This is a genomic window from Streptomyces sp. NBC_01471 (genome assembly GCF_041438865.1).
Classification (GTDB): domain Bacteria; phylum Actinomycetota; class Actinomycetes; order Streptomycetales; family Streptomycetaceae; genus Streptomyces.
In genome coordinates this window covers 2,315,225-2,334,618 of the sequence record NZ_CP109450.1, presented here as the reverse complement: position 1 = coordinate 2,334,618, position 19,394 = coordinate 2,315,225, and the positions used below count along the sequence as shown (strand labels likewise).

At 73.1% G+C, this 19,394-nt stretch carries 18 protein-coding genes; 12 read left to right on the top strand and 6 right to left on the bottom strand.

What is annotated here, in order from left to right; all coding sequences use genetic code 11:
* Positions 1–152: 152 nt before the first annotated feature.
* Positions 153–842, top strand: a complete 690-nt coding sequence (locus OG285_RS09955) for a class I SAM-dependent methyltransferase (RefSeq protein ID WP_356827416.1) — start codon at positions 153–155, stop codon at positions 840–842.
* An 80-nt stretch (positions 843–922) separates the two neighbouring features.
* Here OG285_RS09955 and OG285_RS09950 read toward each other — a convergent pair whose 3' ends face one another.
* Genes OG285_RS09950 through OG285_RS09940 form a run of 3 tightly spaced genes read right to left on the bottom strand, consistent with a single transcriptional unit; the run spans position 923 to position 3,596 of the window.
* Positions 923–1,684 (bottom strand): amino acid ABC transporter ATP-binding protein, encoded by a 762-nt coding sequence (locus tag OG285_RS09950; protein ID WP_356827196.1) that lies wholly within the window; start codon positions 1,682–1,684, stop codon positions 923–925.
* On the bottom strand, positions 1,681–2,616 hold the full coding sequence (locus OG285_RS09945; RefSeq protein ID WP_356827195.1) for an amino acid ABC transporter permease: 936 nt from the start codon (positions 2,614–2,616) through the stop codon (positions 1,681–1,683). Before OG285_RS09945 ends, OG285_RS09950 begins: the two co-directional genes overlap by 4 nt.
* 29 nt (positions 2,617–2,645) lie before the next feature.
* A complete protein-coding gene (locus OG285_RS09940) occupies positions 2,646–3,596 on the bottom strand; it encodes an ABC transporter substrate-binding protein (protein ID WP_356827194.1) in 951 nt (316 codons plus the stop codon).
* 558 nt (positions 3,597–4,154) lie between these two features.
* Here OG285_RS09940 and OG285_RS09935 point away from each other — a divergent pair.
* The 4 genes from OG285_RS09935 (at position 4,155) to OG285_RS09920 (ending at position 7,704) form a co-directional block, all read left to right on the top strand.
* Positions 4,155–5,369, top strand: coding sequence for an NADP-dependent malic enzyme (locus OG285_RS09935; protein WP_371790780.1), 1,215 nt, complete (start codon positions 4,155–4,157; stop codon positions 5,367–5,369).
* Between the two features lie 193 nt (positions 5,370–5,562).
* A complete protein-coding gene (locus OG285_RS09930; protein ID WP_356827192.1) occupies positions 5,563–6,528 on the top strand; it encodes a zinc-binding dehydrogenase in 966 nt (321 codons plus the stop codon).
* A 394-nt stretch (positions 6,529–6,922) separates the two neighbouring features.
* Positions 6,923–7,132: a helix-turn-helix domain-containing protein gene (locus OG285_RS09925; protein ID WP_328331342.1), complete on the top strand. Its 210-nt coding sequence runs from the start codon at positions 6,923–6,925 to the stop codon at positions 7,130–7,132.
* Positions 7,132–7,704, top strand: a complete 573-nt coding sequence (locus tag OG285_RS09920; protein WP_371790779.1) for a Clp protease N-terminal domain-containing protein — start codon at positions 7,132–7,134, stop codon at positions 7,702–7,704. The genes OG285_RS09925 and OG285_RS09920 overlap by 1 nt, the downstream gene beginning before the upstream one ends.
* 63 nt (positions 7,705–7,767) lie before the next feature.
* Here OG285_RS09920 and OG285_RS09915 read toward each other — a convergent pair whose 3' ends face one another.
* Together OG285_RS09915 and OG285_RS09910 are read right to left on the bottom strand one after the other, a co-directional pair.
* Positions 7,768–8,973 (bottom strand): helix-turn-helix transcriptional regulator, encoded by a 1,206-nt coding sequence (locus OG285_RS09915; protein ID WP_371790778.1) that lies wholly within the window; start codon positions 8,971–8,973, stop codon positions 7,768–7,770.
* A 1-nt stretch (position 8,974) separates the two neighbouring features.
* Entirely contained in the window at positions 8,975–9,826 is an 852-nt protein-coding gene (locus OG285_RS09910) for a DUF4097 family beta strand repeat-containing protein (RefSeq protein ID WP_356827189.1), read from the bottom strand.
* A 124-nt stretch (positions 9,827–9,950) separates the two neighbouring features.
* On the opposite strand from OG285_RS09910, the gene OG285_RS09905 reads away from it, so the two are divergent.
* Positions 9,951–10,757, top strand: a complete 807-nt coding sequence (locus OG285_RS09905) for a hypothetical protein (protein WP_371790777.1) — start codon at positions 9,951–9,953, stop codon at positions 10,755–10,757.
* A gap of 58 nt (positions 10,758–10,815) precedes the next feature.
* On the opposite strand, the gene OG285_RS09900 is transcribed toward OG285_RS09905, so the two are convergent.
* A complete protein-coding gene (locus OG285_RS09900; RefSeq protein WP_356827187.1) occupies positions 10,816–11,004 on the bottom strand; it encodes a DUF6104 family protein in 189 nt (62 codons plus the stop codon).
* Positions 11,005–11,169: 165 nt separating this feature from the next.
* On the opposite strand from OG285_RS09900, the gene OG285_RS09895 reads away from it, so the two are divergent.
* From OG285_RS09895 to OG285_RS09870, 6 genes are all read left to right on the top strand, one after another.
* A complete protein-coding gene (locus tag OG285_RS09895) occupies positions 11,170–11,568 on the top strand; it encodes a CU044_2847 family protein (protein WP_356827186.1) in 399 nt (132 codons plus the stop codon).
* Positions 11,561–13,537: a trypsin-like peptidase domain-containing protein gene (locus OG285_RS09890; RefSeq protein ID WP_371790776.1), complete on the top strand. Its 1,977-nt coding sequence runs from the start codon at positions 11,561–11,563 to the stop codon at positions 13,535–13,537. The genes OG285_RS09895 and OG285_RS09890 overlap by 8 nt, the downstream gene beginning before the upstream one ends.
* Positions 13,538–13,683: 146 nt before the next feature.
* Complete coding sequence (locus OG285_RS09885) at positions 13,684–14,712, top strand: MoxR family ATPase (RefSeq protein WP_356827184.1); 1,029 nt, start codon at positions 13,684–13,686, stop codon at positions 14,710–14,712.
* 4 nt (positions 14,713–14,716) lie between these two features.
* The gene (locus tag OG285_RS09880) at positions 14,717–18,013 is read left to right on the top strand and encodes an SAV_2336 N-terminal domain-related protein (RefSeq protein WP_371790775.1); all 3,297 of its coding nucleotides are present in this window, start codon (positions 14,717–14,719) and stop codon (positions 18,011–18,013) included.
* Entirely contained in the window at positions 18,010–18,195 is a 186-nt protein-coding gene (locus OG285_RS09875) for a hypothetical protein (RefSeq protein ID WP_356827182.1), read from the top strand. Before OG285_RS09880 ends, OG285_RS09875 begins: the two co-directional genes overlap by 4 nt.
* Positions 18,192–19,373 carry an FxsB family cyclophane-forming radical SAM/SPASM peptide maturase gene (locus OG285_RS09870; protein WP_371790774.1) on the top strand — a complete coding sequence of 394 codons (1,182 nt, stop codon included), beginning with the start codon at positions 18,192–18,194 and terminating at the stop codon, positions 19,371–19,373. The genes OG285_RS09875 and OG285_RS09870 overlap by 4 nt, the downstream gene beginning before the upstream one ends.
* Positions 19,374–19,394: the final 21 nt, after the last annotated feature.

Below are 19,394 nucleotides of genomic sequence, written 5' to 3'. Positions count from 1 at the left end.
TTCGAGGGTATTACTAGTGCGGCGCTGTGGGGGTTCCCGGCGCACGGACGGCGGCGGAGACGGAGGAAGCGGTGACGGATTCGGTGCAGGGTGTGGAGGGTACGGACTGGCAGGCCTGGCAGGAGAGCTGGGACCGCCAGCAGGAGTGGTACATGCCCGACCGCGAGGAGCGGTTCCGGGTCATGCTGGACATGGTCGAGGCGCTGGTGGGCCCCGCGCCCCGGGTGCTGGATCTCGCATGCGGTACGGGAAGTATCACGGATCGGCTGCTGAAGCGGTTCCCCGGAGCCACCAGCACGGGCGTGGACCTCGACCCGGCGCTGCTCGCCATCGCGGAGGGCTACTTCGCCGGTGACGAGCGGGTCGGCTTCGTCACCGCCGATCTCAAGGACCCGGGCTGGACCGGGCTGCTGCCGCACCGGGAGTACGACGCGGTGCTCACCGCGACCGCGCTGCACTGGCTGCACGCCGAGCCGCTCGCCGCGCTCTACGGACAGATCGGCCCCCTCGTCGTGGACGGCGGCGTGTTCATGAACGCCGACCACATGATCGACGACGGGACGCCGCGGATCAACGCGGCCGAGCGGGCCCACCGGCACGCCGCCATGGACCGGGCCAGGGCCGCGGGCGCCCTCGACTGGGCGGACTGGTGGGCACTCGCCGCCAAGGACCCGGTCCTCGCCGGACCCACCGCCGAGCGGTACCGGATCTACGGGGAGCACGCGGACGGGGACATGCCGTCCGTGCGGTGGCACGCGGACGCCCTGCGGGCGGCCGGCTTCGCGGAGGCGCGGGGCGTCTGGGCCTCGCCGTCGGACACCCTGGTGCTCGCCGTGAAGTAGGTCCCGGCAGCGGGGACACGTGAGGGGGGTACGGGCCATCTCGGTCCGTACCCCCCTTCACGTACGCCTGGTGCGACCGCTCACAGCACCTTCGACAGGAACGACTTCGTCCGCTCGTGCTGCGGATCGGTCAGGACGTCCCGGGGGTGGCCCGACTCGACCACCACGCCGTCGTCCATGAAGACCAGCGCGTCGCCCACCTCCCGGGCGAAGCCCATCTCGTGGGTCACGACGATCATGGTCATGCCGTCGTCGGCGAGGCCCCGCATCACGTCCAGGACGTCACCCACCAGCTCCGGGTCGAGCGCCGACGTCGGCTCGTCGAAGAGCATCAGCTTCGGCTCCATCGCCAGCGCGCGGGCGATGGCCACCCGCTGCTGCTGGCCGCCCGAGAGCTGCGTCGGATAGCTGCCCGCCTTGTCGGAGAGCCCGACACGGTCCAGCAGCCGTTCGGCGCGGGCCCGCGCGACGGCCTTGGCCTCGCCGCGCACCTGGACCGGCGCCTCCATCACGTTCTCGATGGCCGTCATGTGCGGGAAGAGGTTGAAGCGCTGGAAGACCATGCCGATGTCCCGGCGCTTGAGGGCGACCTCGCTGTCCTTGAGCTCGTAGAGCTTCTCGCCCTTCTGGCGGTAGCCGACCAGCTCCCCGTCGACGTACAGCCGTCCGGCGTTGACCTTCTCCAGGTGGTTGATGCACCGCAGGAACGTCGACTTGCCGGAGCCCGACGGGCCGATGAGGCAGAACACCTCCCGCGGGGCCACCTCCAGGTCGATCCCCTTGAGCACCTGAGTCGGTCCGAAGGACTTGTGGACGCCCTCGGCCTTCACCATCGCCGTCATGCGGACACCCCCGAGCGGTTGCTGAAGGAAGCCAGGTTCGCCTTGATCCGCTGGAGCGGGGTCAGCGGCAGGCTGCGGCTGGAGCCGCGCGCGTAGTAGCGCTCCAGATAGAACTGGCCGATGGAGAAGACGGTCGTGAGCACCAGGTACCAGGCGGCGGCCAGGAACAGCATCTCCACCGCGGCCCCGGACGTCTGCCCGATGTCCTGGGCCGTCCGCAGCAGCTCGTAGAACTGCACCGCGGCCACCAGTGAGGTGGTCTTCAGCATGTTGATGACCTCGTTGCCGGTCGGCGGCACGATGACCCGCATCGCCTGCGGGACCACGATCCGCCGCAGCGTCTTCGCGTGGCTCATGCCGAGCGCGTGCGCCGCCTCGGTCTGGCCCTCGTCGACCGCGAGCAGGCCTGCCCGGCAGATCTCCGCCATGTACGCGGCCTCGTTCAGGCCGAGCCCGAGCAGCGCCGTCAGCAGCGGCGTCATGAAGCTGGACCAGTAGTCCTTGTAGATCGGACCGAGGTTGATGTACTGGAAGACCAGGCCCAGGTTGAACCAGACCATCAGCTGGACGAGGACCGGGGTGCCCCGGAAGAACCAGATGTAGAACCACGAGATCGACGCGGTCACCGGGTTCTTGGACAGCCGCATCACCGCGAGGACGATGCCCCCGACGATGCCGATCACCATGGAGAGCACGGTGAGCAGCAGCGTCTGGCCCACACCGTGGATGATCCGGTGGTCGAAGAAGTAGTCCGGGATCGCGCCCCAGTTGATCTTGCCCTGGGAGAACGCGTAGACGATCGAGGCCAGCAGTGCCACGGCCACGACCGCGGCGACATACCGCCCGTAGTGCCGGACCGGAATGGCCCTGATGGTCTGCGGTCCGGTGGGCGGCGCGTCGACCGCGCCCACCTTTTCCATGTCAGCAGTCATAGGTGATACCTCTCAGCGCCGGCGTCCGGTCAGGATCCGCCGTTGAGCTTGGCCGTGTGGACAGCGCCCTGTTCGGCGCCCCACTTGGCCAGGATCTTGTCGTACGTGCCGTTCTTGATGATGGCGTCCATCGCCTGCTGGATGGCCTTGGTGAGCTGGTCGTTGCCCTTGGCGACCGCGATGCCGTACGGGGCCGCCTGGACCGTCGGGCCGACGATCTGGAAGTCCTTGCCGCCGCCCGAGGTCTTCACCGCGTACGCGGCGATGGGGGAGTCGGCGGAACCGGCGTCGGCGCCGCCCGAGCGCAGCCGGGTCTGGGCCTGCTGGTCGTCGTCGAAGGGCTGGATGGTCAGCTTCTTGCCGGCCGGACACTTCTTCGCCTGCGCCTTGGCGAGGTCGTGGGAGACCGTGCCGCGCTCCATGACGATCGTCTTGCCGCAGAGGTCCGACCAGGTCTTGATGCCCTCGTCCTTGCCCTTCCGCGTGTAGATCGAGACACCGGCCGAGTAGTAGTCGACGAAGTCGACGCCCTCACCGACCTTCTTGCCGTTCTCCACACCGTTCTGCCGGTCCTTGGTGTCGGTCATCGCGGACATCGCGATGTCGTAGCGCTTGGCGCGCAGACCGGTGACCAGGGTGTCGAACGTGCCGTTCTCGAACTGGAACGTCACACCGAGCTGCTTGCCGAGCGCCGCGCCCAGGTCGGGGTCGATCCCGGCCACCTTGCCGGAGCTGTCCTTGAACTCGACGGGCGCGTACGCGATGTCGGAGCCGACCTTGACGGTGCCCTGGGCCCGGATCGCCTGCGGCAGCAGGTGTGCGAGCGGCGCGGCGGTACCCGCGCCGTCGCCCTTGGGTCCGTCGTTCTTGGTCTGGTCGCCGCAGGCGGTCAGCAGCAGTGCGCCGGCGACCGCGATCGCGCCGACCGCGGCTGTCCGGGACGTCATTGCGGCCGTGCGGCGAGTGGAGCGTGCGGTCATGGTGGTGGTCCTCCGGCGGATCAGAGACAGCTGAATGCTGGAGCCGCGGCACACGGTGTTCCGGTGCCACGACCATGTGTGGATGACGGCATCTTGCCAGCCGTACTGGTCCAATCAGGTCGCTGGTCATGTCAAAATCGGGTAACGGGTCACCCCCGTTCTCCACTTGGCCGGTACGGCACGACCGGACCATCTGCTGGTAAACGCGCGTTCCGCCGGAGGATCTCCGGTCCGCCCCGCACCGTTCCGGGGCGCGTCTCGAAGGATGGACTTGATCCGCGAAGCCGGGCCGACCTGCCCGGATATCCCGCTATGAGTCATCTCACCGCGTCGGTACGGACTCGATATGGACTCGTCCGATGTGCGGTCCATCCGGTAGAACAGACGGTTACACCCCTCATCCGGGGCTCAGGGCGCGTGTGCGGCGCGCCCGCGCGTACGTACCTCCCCCCGCCGGCGGGCCAACCCGCCGACGGGGCACATACGCGGTGCCCGCCCACCCCTCCTCAACCAGGAGTGGCCACCCTCAACTGATGAAGACTTAAGGGGTAACAACCAATGGCAGCGGAGATCGTCAATCCTCGCAGCGAAAGTTTGAGCACTTCCTCGCAGGACCAGGACACCTTCGACCCGGTGTTCGCCCTGCATCGCGGCGGCAAGATGGCCGTCCAGGCCACGGTGCCGGTGCGCGACCGGGACGACCTGTCCCTCGCGTACACGCCCGGTGTGGCCAAGGTGTGCAGCGCCATCGCCGAGAAGCCGGAGCTTGTCCACGACTACACCTGGAAGTCGCAGGTCGTGGCCGTCGTGACGGACGGTACGGCGGTGCTGGGGCTGGGTGACATCGGTCCGGAGGCGTCCCTTCCGGTGATGGAGGGCAAAGCCATCCTCTTCAAGCAGTTCGGCGGCGTCGACGCCGTGCCGATCGCGCTGGCGACCACTGACACGGACGAGATCATCGACACCGTCGTGCGGCTCGCTCCGTCCTTCGGCGGTGTGAACCTGGAGGACATCTCCGCGCCGCGCTGCTTCGAGATCGAGCGCAGGCTCCAGGAGCAGCTGGACATCCCGGTCTTCCACGACGACCAGCACGGCACCGCCGTCGTGACCCTGGCCGCCCTGCGGAACGCGGCCATCCTGACCGGGCGCTCGCTGGGACAGCTGCGCGCGGTCATCTCGGGTGCCGGCGCGGCGGGTGTCGCCATCGCGAAGATCCTCGTCGAGGCCGGAATCGGCGATGTCGCGGTGTGCGACCGCAAGGGCATCGTCTCGGCGGACCGCGAGGACCTCACCGACATCAAGCGGGAGCTCGCGGGCTTCACCAACAAGGCGGGTCTGACCGGCTCGCTGGAGACCGCGATGTCCGGTGCGGACGTCTTCATCGGGGTTTCCGGCGGTACGGTCCCCGAGCCCGCGGTCGCCTCGATGGCCGAGGGTTCGTTCATCTTCGCGATGGCCAACCCGAACCCGGAGATCCATCCCACGATCGCCGCCAAGTACGCGGCCGTCGTCGCCACCGGGCGCAGCGACTTCCCGAACCAGATCAACAACGTGCTGGCGTTCCCGGGGATCTTCGCCGGGGCGCTCCAGGTGCGGGCCTCGCGGATCACGGAGGGCATGAAGCTCGCCGCCGCGGAGGCGCTGGCGGCCGTGGTGGCCGGTGAACTGAGCGCGGACTGTGTGATTCCGTCGCCGTTCGACGAGCGGGTCGCCCCGGCGGTCACCGCTGCGGTGGCGGCCGCGGCGCGCGCGGAGGGTGTGGCCCGGCGCTGAGGCCTTCCGGGGAGTGAGGTCGGGGGGCCCGTGCGATGCGCGGGCCCCCCGACCTCGCCCCGGTGTCCGGTCCCCACAGCCCGGCCCGACGGCCCGTTCCGGCACGTCGCCCCGGCCCCGCACCCGCCCAGTGCAGGCAGCGTCACACGCGTGGCCGGTTCCGTACGGACCCGGCCCCGCCTATCGTCGGGGCATGTTCGCCGCCTACGCAGCCCGCATCGACCGCGACCACCCTCTCAACGGCCTTGAGCTGGGGGAGCGTCCGGCCCCCGAGGCCCGGCCCGGCTGGACGACGGTCGACGTCAGAGCCGCCTCCCTCAACCATCACGACCTCTGGTCGCTGCGCGGTGTGGGGCTCGCCGCCGACAAGCTGCCGATGATCCTCGGCTGCGACGCCGCCGGGGTCGACCAGGACGGCAACGAGGTCGTCCTGCACTCCGTCATCGGGCAGAGCGGGTACGGGGTCGGGCCGAAGGAGGGGCGTTCCATCCTGACGGAGAAGTATCAGGGCACGTTCGCCGAGCGGGTCACCGTCCCCGAGTGGAACGTACTCCGCAAGCCGGAGGAGCTGAGCTTCGAGCAGGCCGCCTGTCTGCCCACCGCCTGGCTGACGGCCTACCGCATGCTCTTCACCAACGCCGGTGTGCGGCCCGGCGACTCCGTACTCGTCCAGGGTGCCGGCGGCGGTGTGGCGACGGCCGCCATCGTGCTGGGGAAGGCGGCGGGTCTGCGGGTGTACGCCACCAGCCGGGACGAGGCCAAGCGCGAACGGGCCGTCCGGCTCGGCGCGGAGGAGGCCTTCGAGCCGGGTGCGCGGCTGCCCCGGCGGGTGGATGCCGTCATCGAGACCGTGGGGGCCGCCACCTGGTCGCACTCCGTCAAGTCGCTCAAGCCGGGCGGGACCCTGGTGATCTCGGGCGCCACCAGCGGACCGGACCCGGTGTCGGCCGAGCTGACCCGGATCTTCTTCCTGGAACTGAAGGTCGTCGGCTCGACGATGGGATCCAAGGACGAGCTGGAGGACCTGCTCTCGTTCTGCGCGGCCACCGGGGTGCGGCCGGTCATCGACGAGGTGCTGCCGCTCGACCGGGCCCGCGAGGGCTTCGAGAAGATGGCGTCGGGCGAACTCTTCGGCAAGATCGTGCTGACCGGGTCCTGACACCGGCCGGCCGGTGACCACGGTGAACTCGCCCTGGGGGCCGCCCGTTCCGCCCTCCGAAGCACCGGTGTCCAGAAGCAGCGCCCTCTCCTCCCCGAACAGCGGGAAGCGGGAGGGCGCTTCGACGTGCACGGACTTCTTCTGCCGCAGGAGCAGGGTGTGTTCGGTACGGGCGTGGATCCGGATGTCCGGCGCGAGGTCGTGTTCCGGGGAGGGCCGGCCGCGGTGCCGGCCGGCACCGGGGCTGCCGGGGACCGGGGCTCCGCCGGGGCGGTCGATCACGGCGGCGCCGCAGCCCCGTTCACCCCTGGGCGCTGTGCGTTTCCGCGCGGCCCTTCTCCGCACTTGTCAATGAAGGTTGACAGTGAATGCGGTGTCAACATAAATTGACACCATGACCGAGGCAACGGAACTCGCCGCCCGGGCGAGCGACAGTGACCCGCGAGTCGGGTTGCGGGCGGTGGCCGCGCTGCGGCGGCTGCTCGAACGGCTCGAATCCGTACAGGTGCGCAGCGCCCGCAACCAGGGCTGGTCGTGGCAGGACATCGCCGCGGAGCTCGGGGTCAGCAGACAGGCGGTCCACAAGAAGCACGGGAGGCAGTGATGTTCGAACGCTTCACCCAGGGAGCCAGGGACGTCGTCAGCGGTGCGGTCGGATACGCCGCGCGTGCGGGCGAGCCCCGGATCACCGAGGAGCATCTGCTGATGGCGCTGCTCGACGCGCGCGGCAGGACGGTGTCCTCCGTGTTCGCGTCGCTCGGTACCGCCGGTCTGCGCGAGCAGGTGGCCGGGGCGCTGGCGGACGCCCGGCGCCGGGGCGGGATGTCGCAGGCCGACACGGAGGCGCTGGCGGGTCTCGGTATCGACGTCGACGCGATCGTCGGCCGGATCGAGGAGGAGCACGGCCATGGCGCGCTGGCGGCGGGCGGTGGCCCGGTCAGGGCGCTCCGGCGCTCGTTCACGCCCGGCGCGAAGGAGACGCTGCGGATCGCCCTGCGGACCGCCGTGACCCACCGGGAGCGGCATCTCGGTGACGAACACCTGCTGCTGGCCCTCATCGAGCGCGGCGGGGTGGCCGCGGACGCCCTGGCGGCGTGCGGGGTGTCGTACGAGGACGTGGAACGCGTGCTGCGTGGGGGCGGGCAGCAGGGCGACGGCCTGCCGGCCGCGGTGTGACGGAACCGCGCCCGCCCCTCCGGTGGTGGCCGGGGGAGCGGGCGCGGCCCTTCAACCTGTCTCCTACGCCGCGGAGTTGCGCAGTGCGGCGCCGATGTGGGCTGCCGCCGCCGACAGATGCCGCCTGGCGTCCCGGAGCTGGCTGTCCGTGACCCCGTGATCGCGTGCCGCGTCCCGGATGTCGTCCCGGAAGCGGTCGAGCAGCCGGTCCAGGTCGCGGGCCGGGTTGCCGGACGGCTCCTCGTGCGCCCACTCCGGCTCGGGCGCCGGGCGGCCGTCCGCCTCGCCCGGGTCCGCCTCGCTGCCCGGGCCCTCCTTGTCCAGGCCGACGGGTGCTCCCGGGGCCGTGGCGGCGGCGGTGTCCGTGCCGGCGCCTGTGCCCGTACCGGTGGCCGTGCCCGCCGTGTCGTCCGTGCCCGTGGCCGTACCGGTGTCCGTGCCCGTACGGGTTCCCGCCCCCGCCGCCGAGCCCGCCCCCGGCTCCGCCGGCCGCCCGAAGCGGCCCAGCTCCCGGGTGAATTCGGCGAGACCCTCGCGGACCCCGGCCGGCCAGTCGCCGCGTGCGAAGTGGTCCTGAACCTGCTCGGCGACCCGCTGCAGCTGCTCGCGGGCGTGCTCCTGGGCCTCCCGGGCCTGGCGGCGAGCCTGCTGGGCATCCTCGTGGGCGCGGCGCGACTCGTCCTTCGCCCGCCTGGCCTGTTCCTTCCACTCCTGCTTGGCGCGCTTGAAGTCCTCCTTGGCCTGGCGCCAGCCCTCCTTGTCGGTCCGGTTCCCGTCGAAGAACTCGGAGGCGTCCGGGAATCCGGGGAACGGCCTCCCCGCACCCGAACCGCTGCCCGCACCCGCCCTCCGGCCGCCGCCCGCCGCGCCTGCCGAGGTGTCGCGGGCCTCCTTCGCCGCCTGGCGGATCTCGCGCCGCAGGTCGTTCGCCGAGCCGCTGACGTCGGCCCGGATCTCCGCGGCGAGCTCGGAGACCGACTCGCGGATCTCCATTTCCAGGTCGGCCAGTTCACCGGTGCGGTCCGCCAGCTCCGCGCGGCCGGCCTCGGTGATCGAGTACACCTTCCGGCCGCCCTCCGAGGCGTGGGTGACGAGTCCCTCCGCCTCCAGTTTGGCGAGGCGCGGGTACACGGTGCCCGCGCTCGGCGCGTACAGCCCCTGGAAACGCTCCTCCAGGATCCTGATCACCTCGTAGCCGTGGCGCGGTGCCTCGTCCAGCAGCTTGAGGAGGTAGAGCCGCAGTCGGCCGTGGGCGAAAACGGGGGCCATGTCAGAGCACCTTCTCGGCGATGTCGTCCTGTGCGGGCCTGCGCAGCAGGGCGATGGCCCCGCTCACGGTGGTCGCCCGGAGGCTGCCGGTGCCCGCGCCGAGGGTGCCGGTGATCTTCTTGGCACCCCACTGGCCACTGACCCGCAGATCCTCGAAGGCGTTCGACACGGCGCCGCTCGTGGTGTTCGCGCTGACCTCGGCGTCCGTCGGCTGGGCCAGCCGGATGGCGACCTTGCCGGAGACGGTGCTGAGGGCGATGTCGGTCGGCCTGCCGGTCGCGTCGAGGTCGACGACCATGTCGCCGCTGACCGATTCCGCCCGTACGGAGGAGCCGGCGCCCTCGATCACGGTGAGGTCCCCGGAGACCGAGTGGAAGCGGAGGTCGCCGCTGACGGCCTGCGCCTCGACGTTCCCCGACACGGTTCCGGCGAGAACGCTGCCGGAGAGGCCGACCAGGGCGGTGTCGCCGGAGACCCCGCGGACCTCCGTACGTCCCCGGATCCCGGAGACGACCGCGCCCGCGCCCGCCACGCCGACCTCGACCCGCGCCGACGCGGGCACCGCGACCGAGACGACGGCCTTGCGGTGCCAGCCCTTGCGGTCGAGCCACTTCAGGAAGCCCTTCCAGGGCAGGTCCTCGTAGGCCACGGTCAGCGTGCCGTTCTCCAGCGTCACGATCAGGGGCGGTCCCTCGATCTCGGAGATCTCCAGCCGGGCGCCGCCCTGTTCGTTCAGCACGGCGTCGTCGGTGCCCACGACATTGACCGTGCCGTTGATGATGCGCACGTTCAGCGCCGTCACGGGTTCGTCGAAGGAGAGCTTCTGCGGCTCCGCCACTGACCTCTCGGACATGGGACTTACCTCCACGGGTCGGCTGCGACGCAACATATCGCGTCTTCTGAAGAACACGATATATCGCGGTTGGGTGAAGTCAAGCGCGGGGGTGGAATGCGGGGATCTGCCCTAGCGTGGTGCCATGTCAGAGAACGCCACAGGTGTCCTGCTGCTCTGCCGGGCGGACCCGGCCGCCGCACGGTCCGCGGCCCAGGTGCTGGGGGAGCAGCTGCTTCTCGCCCCGGCGGGTGAACGGTGGAGCGTGCTCGTCCCCGAGGGAAAGCCCTGGCTGCACGGGGAGGAACCCGTCGACCGGGTGGCCGGCGGCTGGGTCACCACGCTCGCGGTCGCGTCGGACTGGCCGGTGCTCGCCCTCTGGTGGGACTGCGACCGGTCGGGCCTCACCCTGGCCTCCGGCTTCCGGCGTCCGGTCGGTTACGTGTGGCGGGCGGACGGTGCGCCGGTCGGTGAGGACGGGGCGATGCGCACGTTCGGCGCACGGCTGCGCCTCGATCCCGTACTGGATCTCCAGGCGCTGACCGAGCTCACCCTCCCGGACCCGCTCGCCGACTCCCGCTCGCGGCTGACCGGCCTCACCGCGGTCCTCGCCCGGGCCGGCCTCACCCTGCCCACCGGCCTCACCCCCGGGGACCCCGCCGACCGGCTGCGCGAGGTGGCCAGGGTCCACCCGGACACCCGGCTGATCGAGCCGACGGGCCTGCGGGAGACCGTACGGGCGGAGCTCGCCGCCTTCGAGGACGGCGCGCTCGGTCCCTGGCTGCGCGGCCCGCGGGCCCGCGCGCTCGGCGCGGCCCAGCTGGCGGCCGGCGTCCCGCTCGCGCTCTGGGGCTTCAGCCGCCGCCGGGCGGGGTGGACGGCGGCGGCCGCGCTGCTGGTGGCGCACGGGGTCCTGGGCCTCACGTACGACCGGATGCGGGCGGGAGCCTGATCCCGGTGGCCGGGCGGCGCCGGCCGGACGGTGCGGTCCGGGCGGCGCTGGACCGGGCCTACGCGTCCTCGTCGTCCTCGTCGTCGTCCAGCCGGGCCAGCCAGGTCGCCAGGCGCTCGACCGGAACTTCGAAGTCCGGGTTCAGGTCCACGAAGGTACGCAGCTGCTCGGCGAGCCACTCGAAGGTGACCTCCTCCTCGCCCCGCCGCTTCTCCAGTTCCTCGATGCCGCGGTCGGTGAAGTACACGTATCGCTCCTGATGCGTTCCGGATGTTCCCTTTCAGATTATGCGCGGCAGCGGCCCGTCCGGTTCGTGGCGGGTTCCGCACTCCTCCGCAACCGGGCGGACCAGTAACCTCGTCATGGTCCAAGTAACCTTTCCGTAAGGTGACTTGATCGATACGGGGGAGCCATGGCGGCCGAGGTACAGGAAATCGTCCTGCCGGGAGGTGCGGTCGTGCACGCCCGGCTGACCACGTCCGGCGCGCACGGCGACGGGTACGAGGACGTCGGCGTCGCGGAGGTGCTGCAGAACCGGGTGGACGATCTCCGGCGGGTGATCGCCGGTGTCGGCGGTTCGGTGCTGGACGCCGCGCGGGCCGCGTGCCCCGACGAGGCCACCGTCACCTTCGGCCTGGAGTTCAGCGTCAAGGAGGGGAAGGTCATCTCGGTCCTCGCCGGGGCGGAGGCGAAGACGGCCCTCCAGGTGTCCCTGACCTGGAAACTCGCCGAGAACAACGGGAACGGGAACACCGGGGACACGAACACCGCGACCGCCGGTACCGCCGCCCAGCAGCCTGCCGATGAATGAGCCCGACCACGTCGTCAACACCCTCGCGGCGGCGGCGACCGTCCAGCTGCTGCCCGCCGACGGGACCGGCCGGGACTTCTGGGGCAGCGGCTTCTTCATCGCCCCCGGCTGGGTGCTGACCTGTGCCCACGTGCTGCGCCCGCATCTGCCGGCCGGGCCGGGCGGATGCCTCGCGGTCCGCGGGGACGGCTTCAACGACGGGATCCCGGCCCCTGCCGAGGTGGTGGCCTGGCAGCTGGCCGAGAAGGAGGGGGCGTCGATCCCGCCGGAGCGCGATCTCGCCCTGGTCCGGCTGCTGGACCGGGAGACGGACCACGAATGCGTGTGGTTCACCGACCGCGACGTACGGCCGATGCACACGGTCGTGGTGCACGGCTACCGGCCGGATCCGCAGGCGGCGCCCGGCGGCGGCCCGGTGTCCTTCGTCGCCAAGGCCGGTATCAACGTACTCAGCGGGGACCACGGACTGGTCATCGAACCCGGCGCCGAATACCCCAAGGGCGTGTCCGGCGGCCCGCTCCTCGACCCGTTCACCGGTGAGGTGGTCGGCCTCATCAAGTCCCGCAGGAAGGACAAGGAGGGCGGCCTCGCCATCGCGGCCGGGGCGCTGCGCGGATTCGGCGACCGCTACCGGGAGGTGATGGCCGCGCACGACCGCTGGCACGCCGCACGGACCGGACACCACACCTGGACCGCCCGGCAGCCGTCGCCGGGCCCCGCAGGGACCGGCGGCTGGACACCGCGCGACCGGCGCGAGGCGCTGGGGCTGCTCGCCGCGCTGCCCGGCCCCGCCACCGGCGGGCCCGTCGCCGCCGTCGCCCGGCAGGCGGCCGGTGGCGACCTGCTGCCCCCGGCCAGGACCGTCCTGCGGAGCTGGCGGGACGGGCACGGTCTGCTGTACGACGGCGAGCAGCCGCTCGACCCGCTCGTCCACCTCCGCTACCTCCGGCTGGCCGCCCAGTACGCCGGGGCGCGCGGTGGTGGGACGGCCCCGCTCTCCGACTGGATCGACCGCAGGCTGGAGCAGGTGGCGGAACCGCTCCACCACGAACTGGTCACCGGGGTCAGGCTGCCCGCCGCGCTGCTGCCCGACCCCGTACGTCCCGAGCGCATCGTCCTGCCGTACCCGGGGCCCAAGGAGGGGCCGGTGGTCACGGTCGTGATGGAACCGCTGCACGACGACCCCGCCCTGGTCGAGTGGACGATCCACCTCTTCAACGGCGAGGGGGGCAGCGAGCAGGTCGGCGCGTACGAGGGGCCCGCCCCGCGGACCGACGCGGCCTGGCACAACCACCAGACGCTGCGGCGCAGGCTCCACGAGGTGCTGCACGCGGAGGATCCCGACGCGGCCCACCCGCTGCCGGTCGAGATCGCGCTGCCGCTCAGCAGGTTCGACACCCCCGTCCACCGCTGGCAGCTCCAGGACGCCGCCCCGCTGGGCGGGCTCACCCAGCTGGGGGCGCAGCGCCGGCTGGTGGTGCGTGATCTCGGGCGGCGCGGCCAGTGGCGCGGGGAGGCCGGATGGGAGAGCCGCTGGCAGTCCACCGCCGAGGCCCAGCAGCTGACCGTCGCACGGATCCCGGAGCCGGGTACCGCCCAGCGTCCCGCGTACTACGAGACGCTCCCGCCCGGTGCCGTCCCCGTCCTGTGCCGGCCCGCGGGCAGGGGCGCCGGGTCCGCCGCCATGGAGCTGACGCTGCGGGCGGGCCACGGCATCGCGCTCTGGGACATCGCGGGCCGTGCCGGGCACAGCTGCGGGCCGTACTGCGACGAACTGCGCACGCGGGTGCAGACGTTGTTCGACGGGGTCGGCAGGACCGCGGAACTCCCGGACCGGCTGCGCCATCTGCGGGAGGACATCGACCAGCGGCACCCCGGGACCCAGTGGCCGGAACCACTGATGCTGCTCTACGACGATCCCGGGCGACCCCTGCCCACCGACGACGAACACACCCTGGACTCGCCTTGACCTCCGGGGCGCCGTCCGGCGGCCCGCTCCACGGCACTCCACGGCGGCGCCCCGGTCCATGCCTGATGGCTCGAAAACGACTTTGACGATGCGCCGGACGGGTACGTATCCCGGAACGCCCGGCGCCGATGAGGAGCGAACCAGCGATGACCGAATGGTTCATCTACCGCGGCACCGGAGACCCCGATCCGGAGCGGATCGACCGGCGGCCCGCGCCGCCGGCCTGGCGTGCCTTCGACGCTCCGCCCATCGGCTACCGGGCGCCGGAGGCCGACTCCGCGACCCGGCGGCGGCTGGGCAACCGGACCGTCCCCCTCGCGGTACCCGGCAGCGAGGCGCTGCAACTCATCAACGCCGCGCTGTATCTGCGCCGGCCCCTGCTGATCACGGGTGAGCCGGGCTCGGGCAAGAGCACCCTCGCCCACGACATCGCCTTCGAACTCGGCCTCGGCCGCGTCCTGCAGTGGCCCGTCGTCAGCCGCAGCGAACTCCGCGACGGCCTCTACTCCTACGACGCCATCGGCCGCCTCCAGGACGCACAGCTGGCCCGTCTGGAGGACGGCCCGGCCGGCGGCCCGCATCCGGCCGGGGACATCGGGCGCTATCTGCGGCTCGGCCCGCTCGGTACCGCGCTGCTCGCCGCCGACCGCCCCCGGGTGCTGCTCATCGACGAGCTGGACAAGAGCGACATCGACCTCCCCAACGACCTCCTCAACGTGCTGGAGGAGGGCGAGTTCACCCTGCCCGAGCTGGAGCGGGTCGCCGACCGGCCGGGGCAGCAGACCGTCCAGGTCCTCACCGACGACGGACTGCGCGCGCCGGTCACCGGCGGACGGGTGCGCTGCCGGGCCTTCCCGGTGGTCGTCATGACCAGCAACCGCGAGCGCGACTTCCCCGCTCCGCTGCTGCGCCGGTGCATCCACCTCGACCTGGCCGCTCCCCGGGACGAGCGGCTCGCCGCCATGGTGCAGGCACACTTCGGCGCCGGCTCCTACGACGAGTACATCGGCCTCGTCGACCGGTTCGTCCGTTCCGAGGCGGACGGCGGAGTGCGCCCGACCGACCAGTTGCTGAACGCGATCTACCTCGTCCAGCACACCGCGGGCCGCGACGCCGCGGGCCAGGAGGGCGTCGCCGACCTGCTGATGCGGCCTCTCGACAACGGGCCGAGGTGACCCGATGGGTGCCGGGCGGGACGAGAGCGGCCGGGCCGTGGCGCTGACCACCCTGGTCGCGCGGCTGCGGGAGTCCGGCCGCGACATCGACGCGAGGGAGCTGGCGGACGCGCTGTGGCTGGCCGGCCGTACCGGATCGCCCGACTCCGCCGCGGCGGCCCTGCCGCAGAGCCTTCCGCAGAAGACCCCCGCTCCCCCTCCGGCGCCCGTCGCCGCACCCGGCGAGCGCCCCGCGGCCGATCCCGCCGCGCCCTCCACCCTGCTGACCGCGCCGGACCCGGACGGCGCGCCCGCGGCCGTGGAGGCGTCGCCCGTCCTGGCGCCCGCCGCGCCCGCACTCGCCGATCCGCACGCACTCCGGCGCGCGTTACGGCCACTGCGCCGCTACCGGTCACCGGCTCTGCCGCCCGGCCGCAGGCTCGACGAGGAGGCCACCGCGGGGCGGGCGGCCGACACCGGCCTCGTCATTCCCGTCCTGCGCGCCGCACGGCGGCAGAAGCCGCGGCTGCTGCTCCTGATGGATGTCTCCTCGTCGACGGTCGCCTGGGAGAGCGCTCTGGAGGAGCTGGCCGGCGTCTGCGCGAGCGCCGGAGTCTTCCAGGACGTCCAGCTCCGCTATCTGCACCCGGACGGCGACGGGGCCGCCGGATACGCGGCGGGGCGCGTCCCGGCGGGCCCGCTGCGCCGTGCCGCCCAGCTCGGCGACCCCACCGGCCGCCGGATCATCCTGCTGCTCTCGGACTGCTCAGGACCCATGTGGCGCTCCGGCGTCCTGCAACGGCTGCTGTACCACTGGTCGGCCGGCACCCCGGTCGCGGTCGTCCAGCCGCTGCCGCAGCGGCTGTGGCGGCGGACCCATCTGCCCGCGCACGGGGGAGTGCTGCGGCGGCACGAAGGGCCCCTGGGACGGCTGGATTTCGGCGCCGCGCCGCACGGATCCGATCCGCGGAACGCGAGACCGGTCCCGGTGCTCGCCCTGCGGCGCACCTCCGTCGAGGGCTGGTCCCGGCTGGTGTCGGGCGCCACGGGCCAGTCGGTGTCCACAGCGGCCGCCTGGGTGCGCCGGGACCAGCGGCCCTCCGGCGCGCCGGTGCGGGCCGCGGCGGCGCTCACCGGACAGGAGCGGGTCGGCGCGTTCCGGCGGACGGCGTCCCCCACCGCGCAGCGGCTGGCCGAGTACCTGACGGCGGTGCCGCTGGTGCTGCCGGTGATGCGCCTCGTCCAGCACACGATGCTGGCGGGTACCGGGCCCGAGGCGCTGGCCGAGGTGCTGCTCGGCGGCATCGTACGGCGGGCCGAACGGCCCGACATCGGCCCTTCGGACGGCCCGTACTACGAATTCCTGGACGGGGTGCGGGTGTTGCTCGCCGCCCGGCTGGACCGGGCGGAGGAGCAGCTCGTACTGCGGCACAGTTCGCGCTACGTGCAGCGGCGCTTCGGCCGCAGCGCGCGCAACTTCCCCGCCATGGCCGCCGTCGCACTCGGCGAGCGGCTGCCCGTCCCGGCGGGCGGCGGCGCGATGCCCGCCGGGCTGCGCGTCTTCGCCGAGGTCGCCGCGGACACGATCCGGCGCCGCGGCGGCCCGCCCGTCGCGGTGCCCGAGCCCGGCACACCCGGCGAACTGGCCTCGCGGGCAGCCGAGTTCGTCCAGCGGTACGAGCAGTACGGCGGCGCGCGGGACCTCGACAGTGCGATCGGGCTGCTGCGCCTGGCCGTGGACGGGGAGCGGCGCGGTGAGCTTCTGCCGGCGCGCCGGGCGGAGCTGTCCCGGGCGCTGCTGCTGCGCTGGCAGCAGCGGGCGCTGGACGACGATCTGGCGGAGGCCTGGGAGACCGTGAAGTCCTCGGACGGGTTCGCGGCCGCCGAGGTGCTGTTCGCCATGGCGGTGGCCGCCGAGGCCGGGGACCTCGGCCAGGAGCTGGCGAGGAGCGTACTGCGGGAGGCCACCGGGCCGTACCTGGATGACGCGGACACCGTGGCCGACCTGCTGACGGCGGCGTCCGACCGGCTCCGCGGGCTGACGGAGACCGTGCGGCCCTCGGCGGCGTGGCCGGCGGCCGCCGCACTCCACATCGAGGTGCTGCGACGGCTGTCCAGGGCGAACGGGCCGGCGGTGGACACCACGCCGCTGTACGCGGCGGCGGCCCTCGCGGAGCGGCTGGCGGAGACGACGGGCCGGGCCGGGGACCGGGTGCGGCACGGCACCCTGGAGCTGGACCTGGCCCGCCACGTGGTGAGCGAGGACGTCGTCCGGCACTACGCGCTCCGCGCGCTCCGGGCGCTGCTGCCCGCGACCGCCGGGGCCGCCGGGGGCGCCGAACGGGCCGACATCTGGCTGAAGGTCGCCGGCGCGCTGGAGCTGTCCCAGCTGGAGGGCGGTGACCCGGCCTGGCGGTGGGAGGTGCTGGACGCCCTCGCCGCCGCCCTGGCGGCGGCCGAGGACGACGCCGTACGCCACCACTGCCTCCGGCGCATGGGGGACGTGCACTGGCAGGGGCACATCGACCCCGGGGCGCCCGGGACCCAGGACGCCCCGGGCGGCGAACGCCAGGGGAGCGACCGGCCGGACGGCGGCCCCACGCGTGACCGAGGTCCGGACGACGACTCCGTGGGGGAGCGCGGCCCGGATGCCCGGCCCCCCGCGTCCGTCCGGGCCCGGACGCACCTGGACGGCGCCGTCGAGAGCTGGACCGCGGCCCTCTCCGTCGGGATTCCGGACCGCCCGGCCCGGCTCCTCACCCGGCTGGGCCGGGCACTGGGGCACCGGGCTGAGCGGGACGGCGCACCCGCCGATCTCGACGACGCCGTACGCCGCCTGCGCGAGGCCGTCGACGAGACGGCCGAGTCGGACCCCGAACTGGCCCCGCGCCGGGAGTTGCTCGGCGCGCAGTACCTGGCGCGCTACCGGGCCACCGGCGGGCTCACCGACCTCTACGAGGCCGACTGGGCCTACGGCGCCGCCGCGCGGGGCGCGCCCGATCCGTACGCGGCCTCGCGCGCCTGGCAGGCCCGGGGCGACATCGCGGTCCTGCTCGCCCGGCACACCGGCACCCCCGACCGGCTCCAGCAGGCCGCCGAACACTACCTGCGCGCCACCGACGTGGACGACGACGGGCGCGCCGGTGCGGCGCGGGCCGCGCGCGCCGCAGTCGTCGAGGAACTCGCGGGTCCGCTGGACGCCCTGCGCGAATACCGGGCCGCCCTCGCGCTGCTGGAGTCCGCCGGGCCCGCCGCTGACGGTGCCGCGGCCGGAGTGCGGGACGCCGTCGCCCGGCTGACGGACCAGGTGGCCGGCCGTTGACCCCGGACACCGGAGCTCAGCACACCGCAGCCGGGCCCGGCGAGCCACAGCACGGCGGCCCGCTGCCGCGGCTGGCCCCGCCGTGGGACACCGCCCACCCGGTGCTGGCCGCCGTACTCGCCGAGGCCCGGCAGCGCGATCCGCACGAACCGCTCATCGCCTACTACGAGGACGCGCCATGACCCGTGCGGTCCGCGACCGGCCCGTCGCGCGGCGGCCCGTGCCCTTCCGGCAGTTCGTCCTGAAGGTGCACAGCCGCTGCAACCTCGACTGCTCCTACTGCTACGTCTACCGCGGGCAGGACAGCAGCTGGCGCGAGCGCCCGCACCGCGCCTCCGGCGAAACCGTCCGCAGGACCGCCGCGCGCATCGCCGAGCACGTCACCACGCACGGGCTGCCCCGCATCCGGATCGAACTGCACGGCGGCGAGCCGCTGCTGACCGGGCCCGGGCCGGTGATCGAGTACGCCCGCGCCGTGCGCGACGCGGTGCCCGCCGGGTGCGAGGTCACCGCCACGGTGCAGACCAACGGCACCCTGCTGACCGCCCGCACCCTCGACGCGCTCGCCGCCGGCGGAGTCCGTGTCGGGCTCTCCCTCGACGGTGGCACCGCGGCGCTCAACTCCCGCCGCAGGGACCACGCGGGCCGCCCCTCCTGGCCCGCCGCCCACCGGGCCGCCCAACTGCTCGCCGCCTGCCCCCACCCCGGCACGTACGCCGGGATCCTCTGCACCGTCGACCTCGCGGCCGACCCCGTCGCGGTCTACGACAGCCTGCGCGCGCTGCGTCCGCCGGGGCTCGATCTGCTGCTGCCGCACGGCAACTGGTCCGTGCCGCCGCCCGGGATCGACCCGGGGGTACCGGGCCGGCACCGGCCACGCCCCACCCCGTACGGCCAGTGGCTGGCCGCCGCCTTCGACCGCTGGTGGGACGGCGGCCCCGGACAGCCCCGCATCCGGCTCTTCCACACCCTGGTCGCCCTGCTGCTGGGCGAGCCCGCGGCGGCCGAGGCGGTGGGACTGGCCCCGCTGGCAGCTGTCGTGGTGGACACCGACGGCTCCATCGAACAGGTCGACGCGCTCAAGTCCGCCTACGAAGGCGCCCCTTCGACCGGGCTCGACGTCTTCAGCGACCCGTTCGACACCGCGCTCGCGCACCCCGGGATCGCCGCCAGACAGGCCGGTGAGAAGGCGCTCGCCGCAGTCTGCCTGAGCTGCCCGGTGCTCCGGGTGTGCGGCGGGGGCAACTACGTCCACCGGTACGCGGACGGAGCGGGCTTCCGGCATCCCAGCGTCTACTGCGCCGATTTGGAGTACCTCATCCGGCATATCGCCCACCGGCTGAGCTCTTTCGTCACGTGACGTATCGTGGCGCCGACTGGC

Bases quoted from the DNA above. Each gene is read 5' to 3' on its own strand.
- OG285_RS09945 (WP_356827195.1), bottom strand. From the start codon at position 2,616: ATGACTGCTGACATGGAAAAGGTGGGCGCGGTCGACGCGCCGCCCACC.
- OG285_RS09920 (WP_371790779.1), top strand. From the start codon at position 7,132: ATGTTCGAACGCTTCACCCAGGGAGCCAGGGACGTCGTCAGCGGTGCG.
- OG285_RS09880 (WP_371790775.1), top strand. From the start codon at position 14,717: ATGGGTGCCGGGCGGGACGAGAGCGGCCGGGCCGTGGCGCTGACCACC.
- OG285_RS09895 (WP_356827186.1), top strand. From the start codon at position 11,170: ATGGCGGCCGAGGTACAGGAAATCGTCCTGCCGGGAGGTGCGGTCGTG.
- OG285_RS09950 (WP_356827196.1), bottom strand. From the start codon at position 1,684: ATGACGGCGATGGTGAAGGCCGAGGGCGTCCACAAGTCCTTCGGACCG.
- OG285_RS09910 (WP_356827189.1), bottom strand. From the start codon at position 9,826: ATGTCCGAGAGGTCAGTGGCGGAGCCGCAGAAGCTCTCCTTCGACGAA.
- OG285_RS09890 (WP_371790776.1), top strand. From the start codon at position 11,561: ATGAATGAGCCCGACCACGTCGTCAACACCCTCGCGGCGGCGGCGACC.
- OG285_RS09925 (WP_328331342.1), top strand. From the start codon at position 6,923: ATGACCGAGGCAACGGAACTCGCCGCCCGGGCGAGCGACAGTGACCCG.
- OG285_RS09915 (WP_371790778.1), bottom strand. From the start codon at position 8,973: ATGGCCCCCGTTTTCGCCCACGGCCGACTGCGGCTCTACCTCCTCAAG.
- OG285_RS09935 (WP_371790780.1), top strand. From the start codon at position 4,155: ATGGCAGCGGAGATCGTCAATCCTCGCAGCGAAAGTTTGAGCACTTCC.
- OG285_RS09870 (WP_371790774.1), top strand. From the start codon at position 18,192: ATGACCCGTGCGGTCCGCGACCGGCCCGTCGCGCGGCGGCCCGTGCCC.
- OG285_RS09930 (WP_356827192.1), top strand. From the start codon at position 5,563: ATGTTCGCCGCCTACGCAGCCCGCATCGACCGCGACCACCCTCTCAAC.
- OG285_RS09940 (WP_356827194.1), bottom strand. From the start codon at position 3,596: ATGACCGCACGCTCCACTCGCCGCACGGCCGCAATGACGTCCCGGACA.
- OG285_RS09905 (WP_371790777.1), top strand. From the start codon at position 9,951: ATGTCAGAGAACGCCACAGGTGTCCTGCTGCTCTGCCGGGCGGACCCG.
- OG285_RS09955 (WP_356827416.1), top strand. From the start codon at position 153: ATGCCCGACCGCGAGGAGCGGTTCCGGGTCATGCTGGACATGGTCGAG.
- OG285_RS09885 (WP_356827184.1), top strand. From the start codon at position 13,684: ATGACCGAATGGTTCATCTACCGCGGCACCGGAGACCCCGATCCGGAG.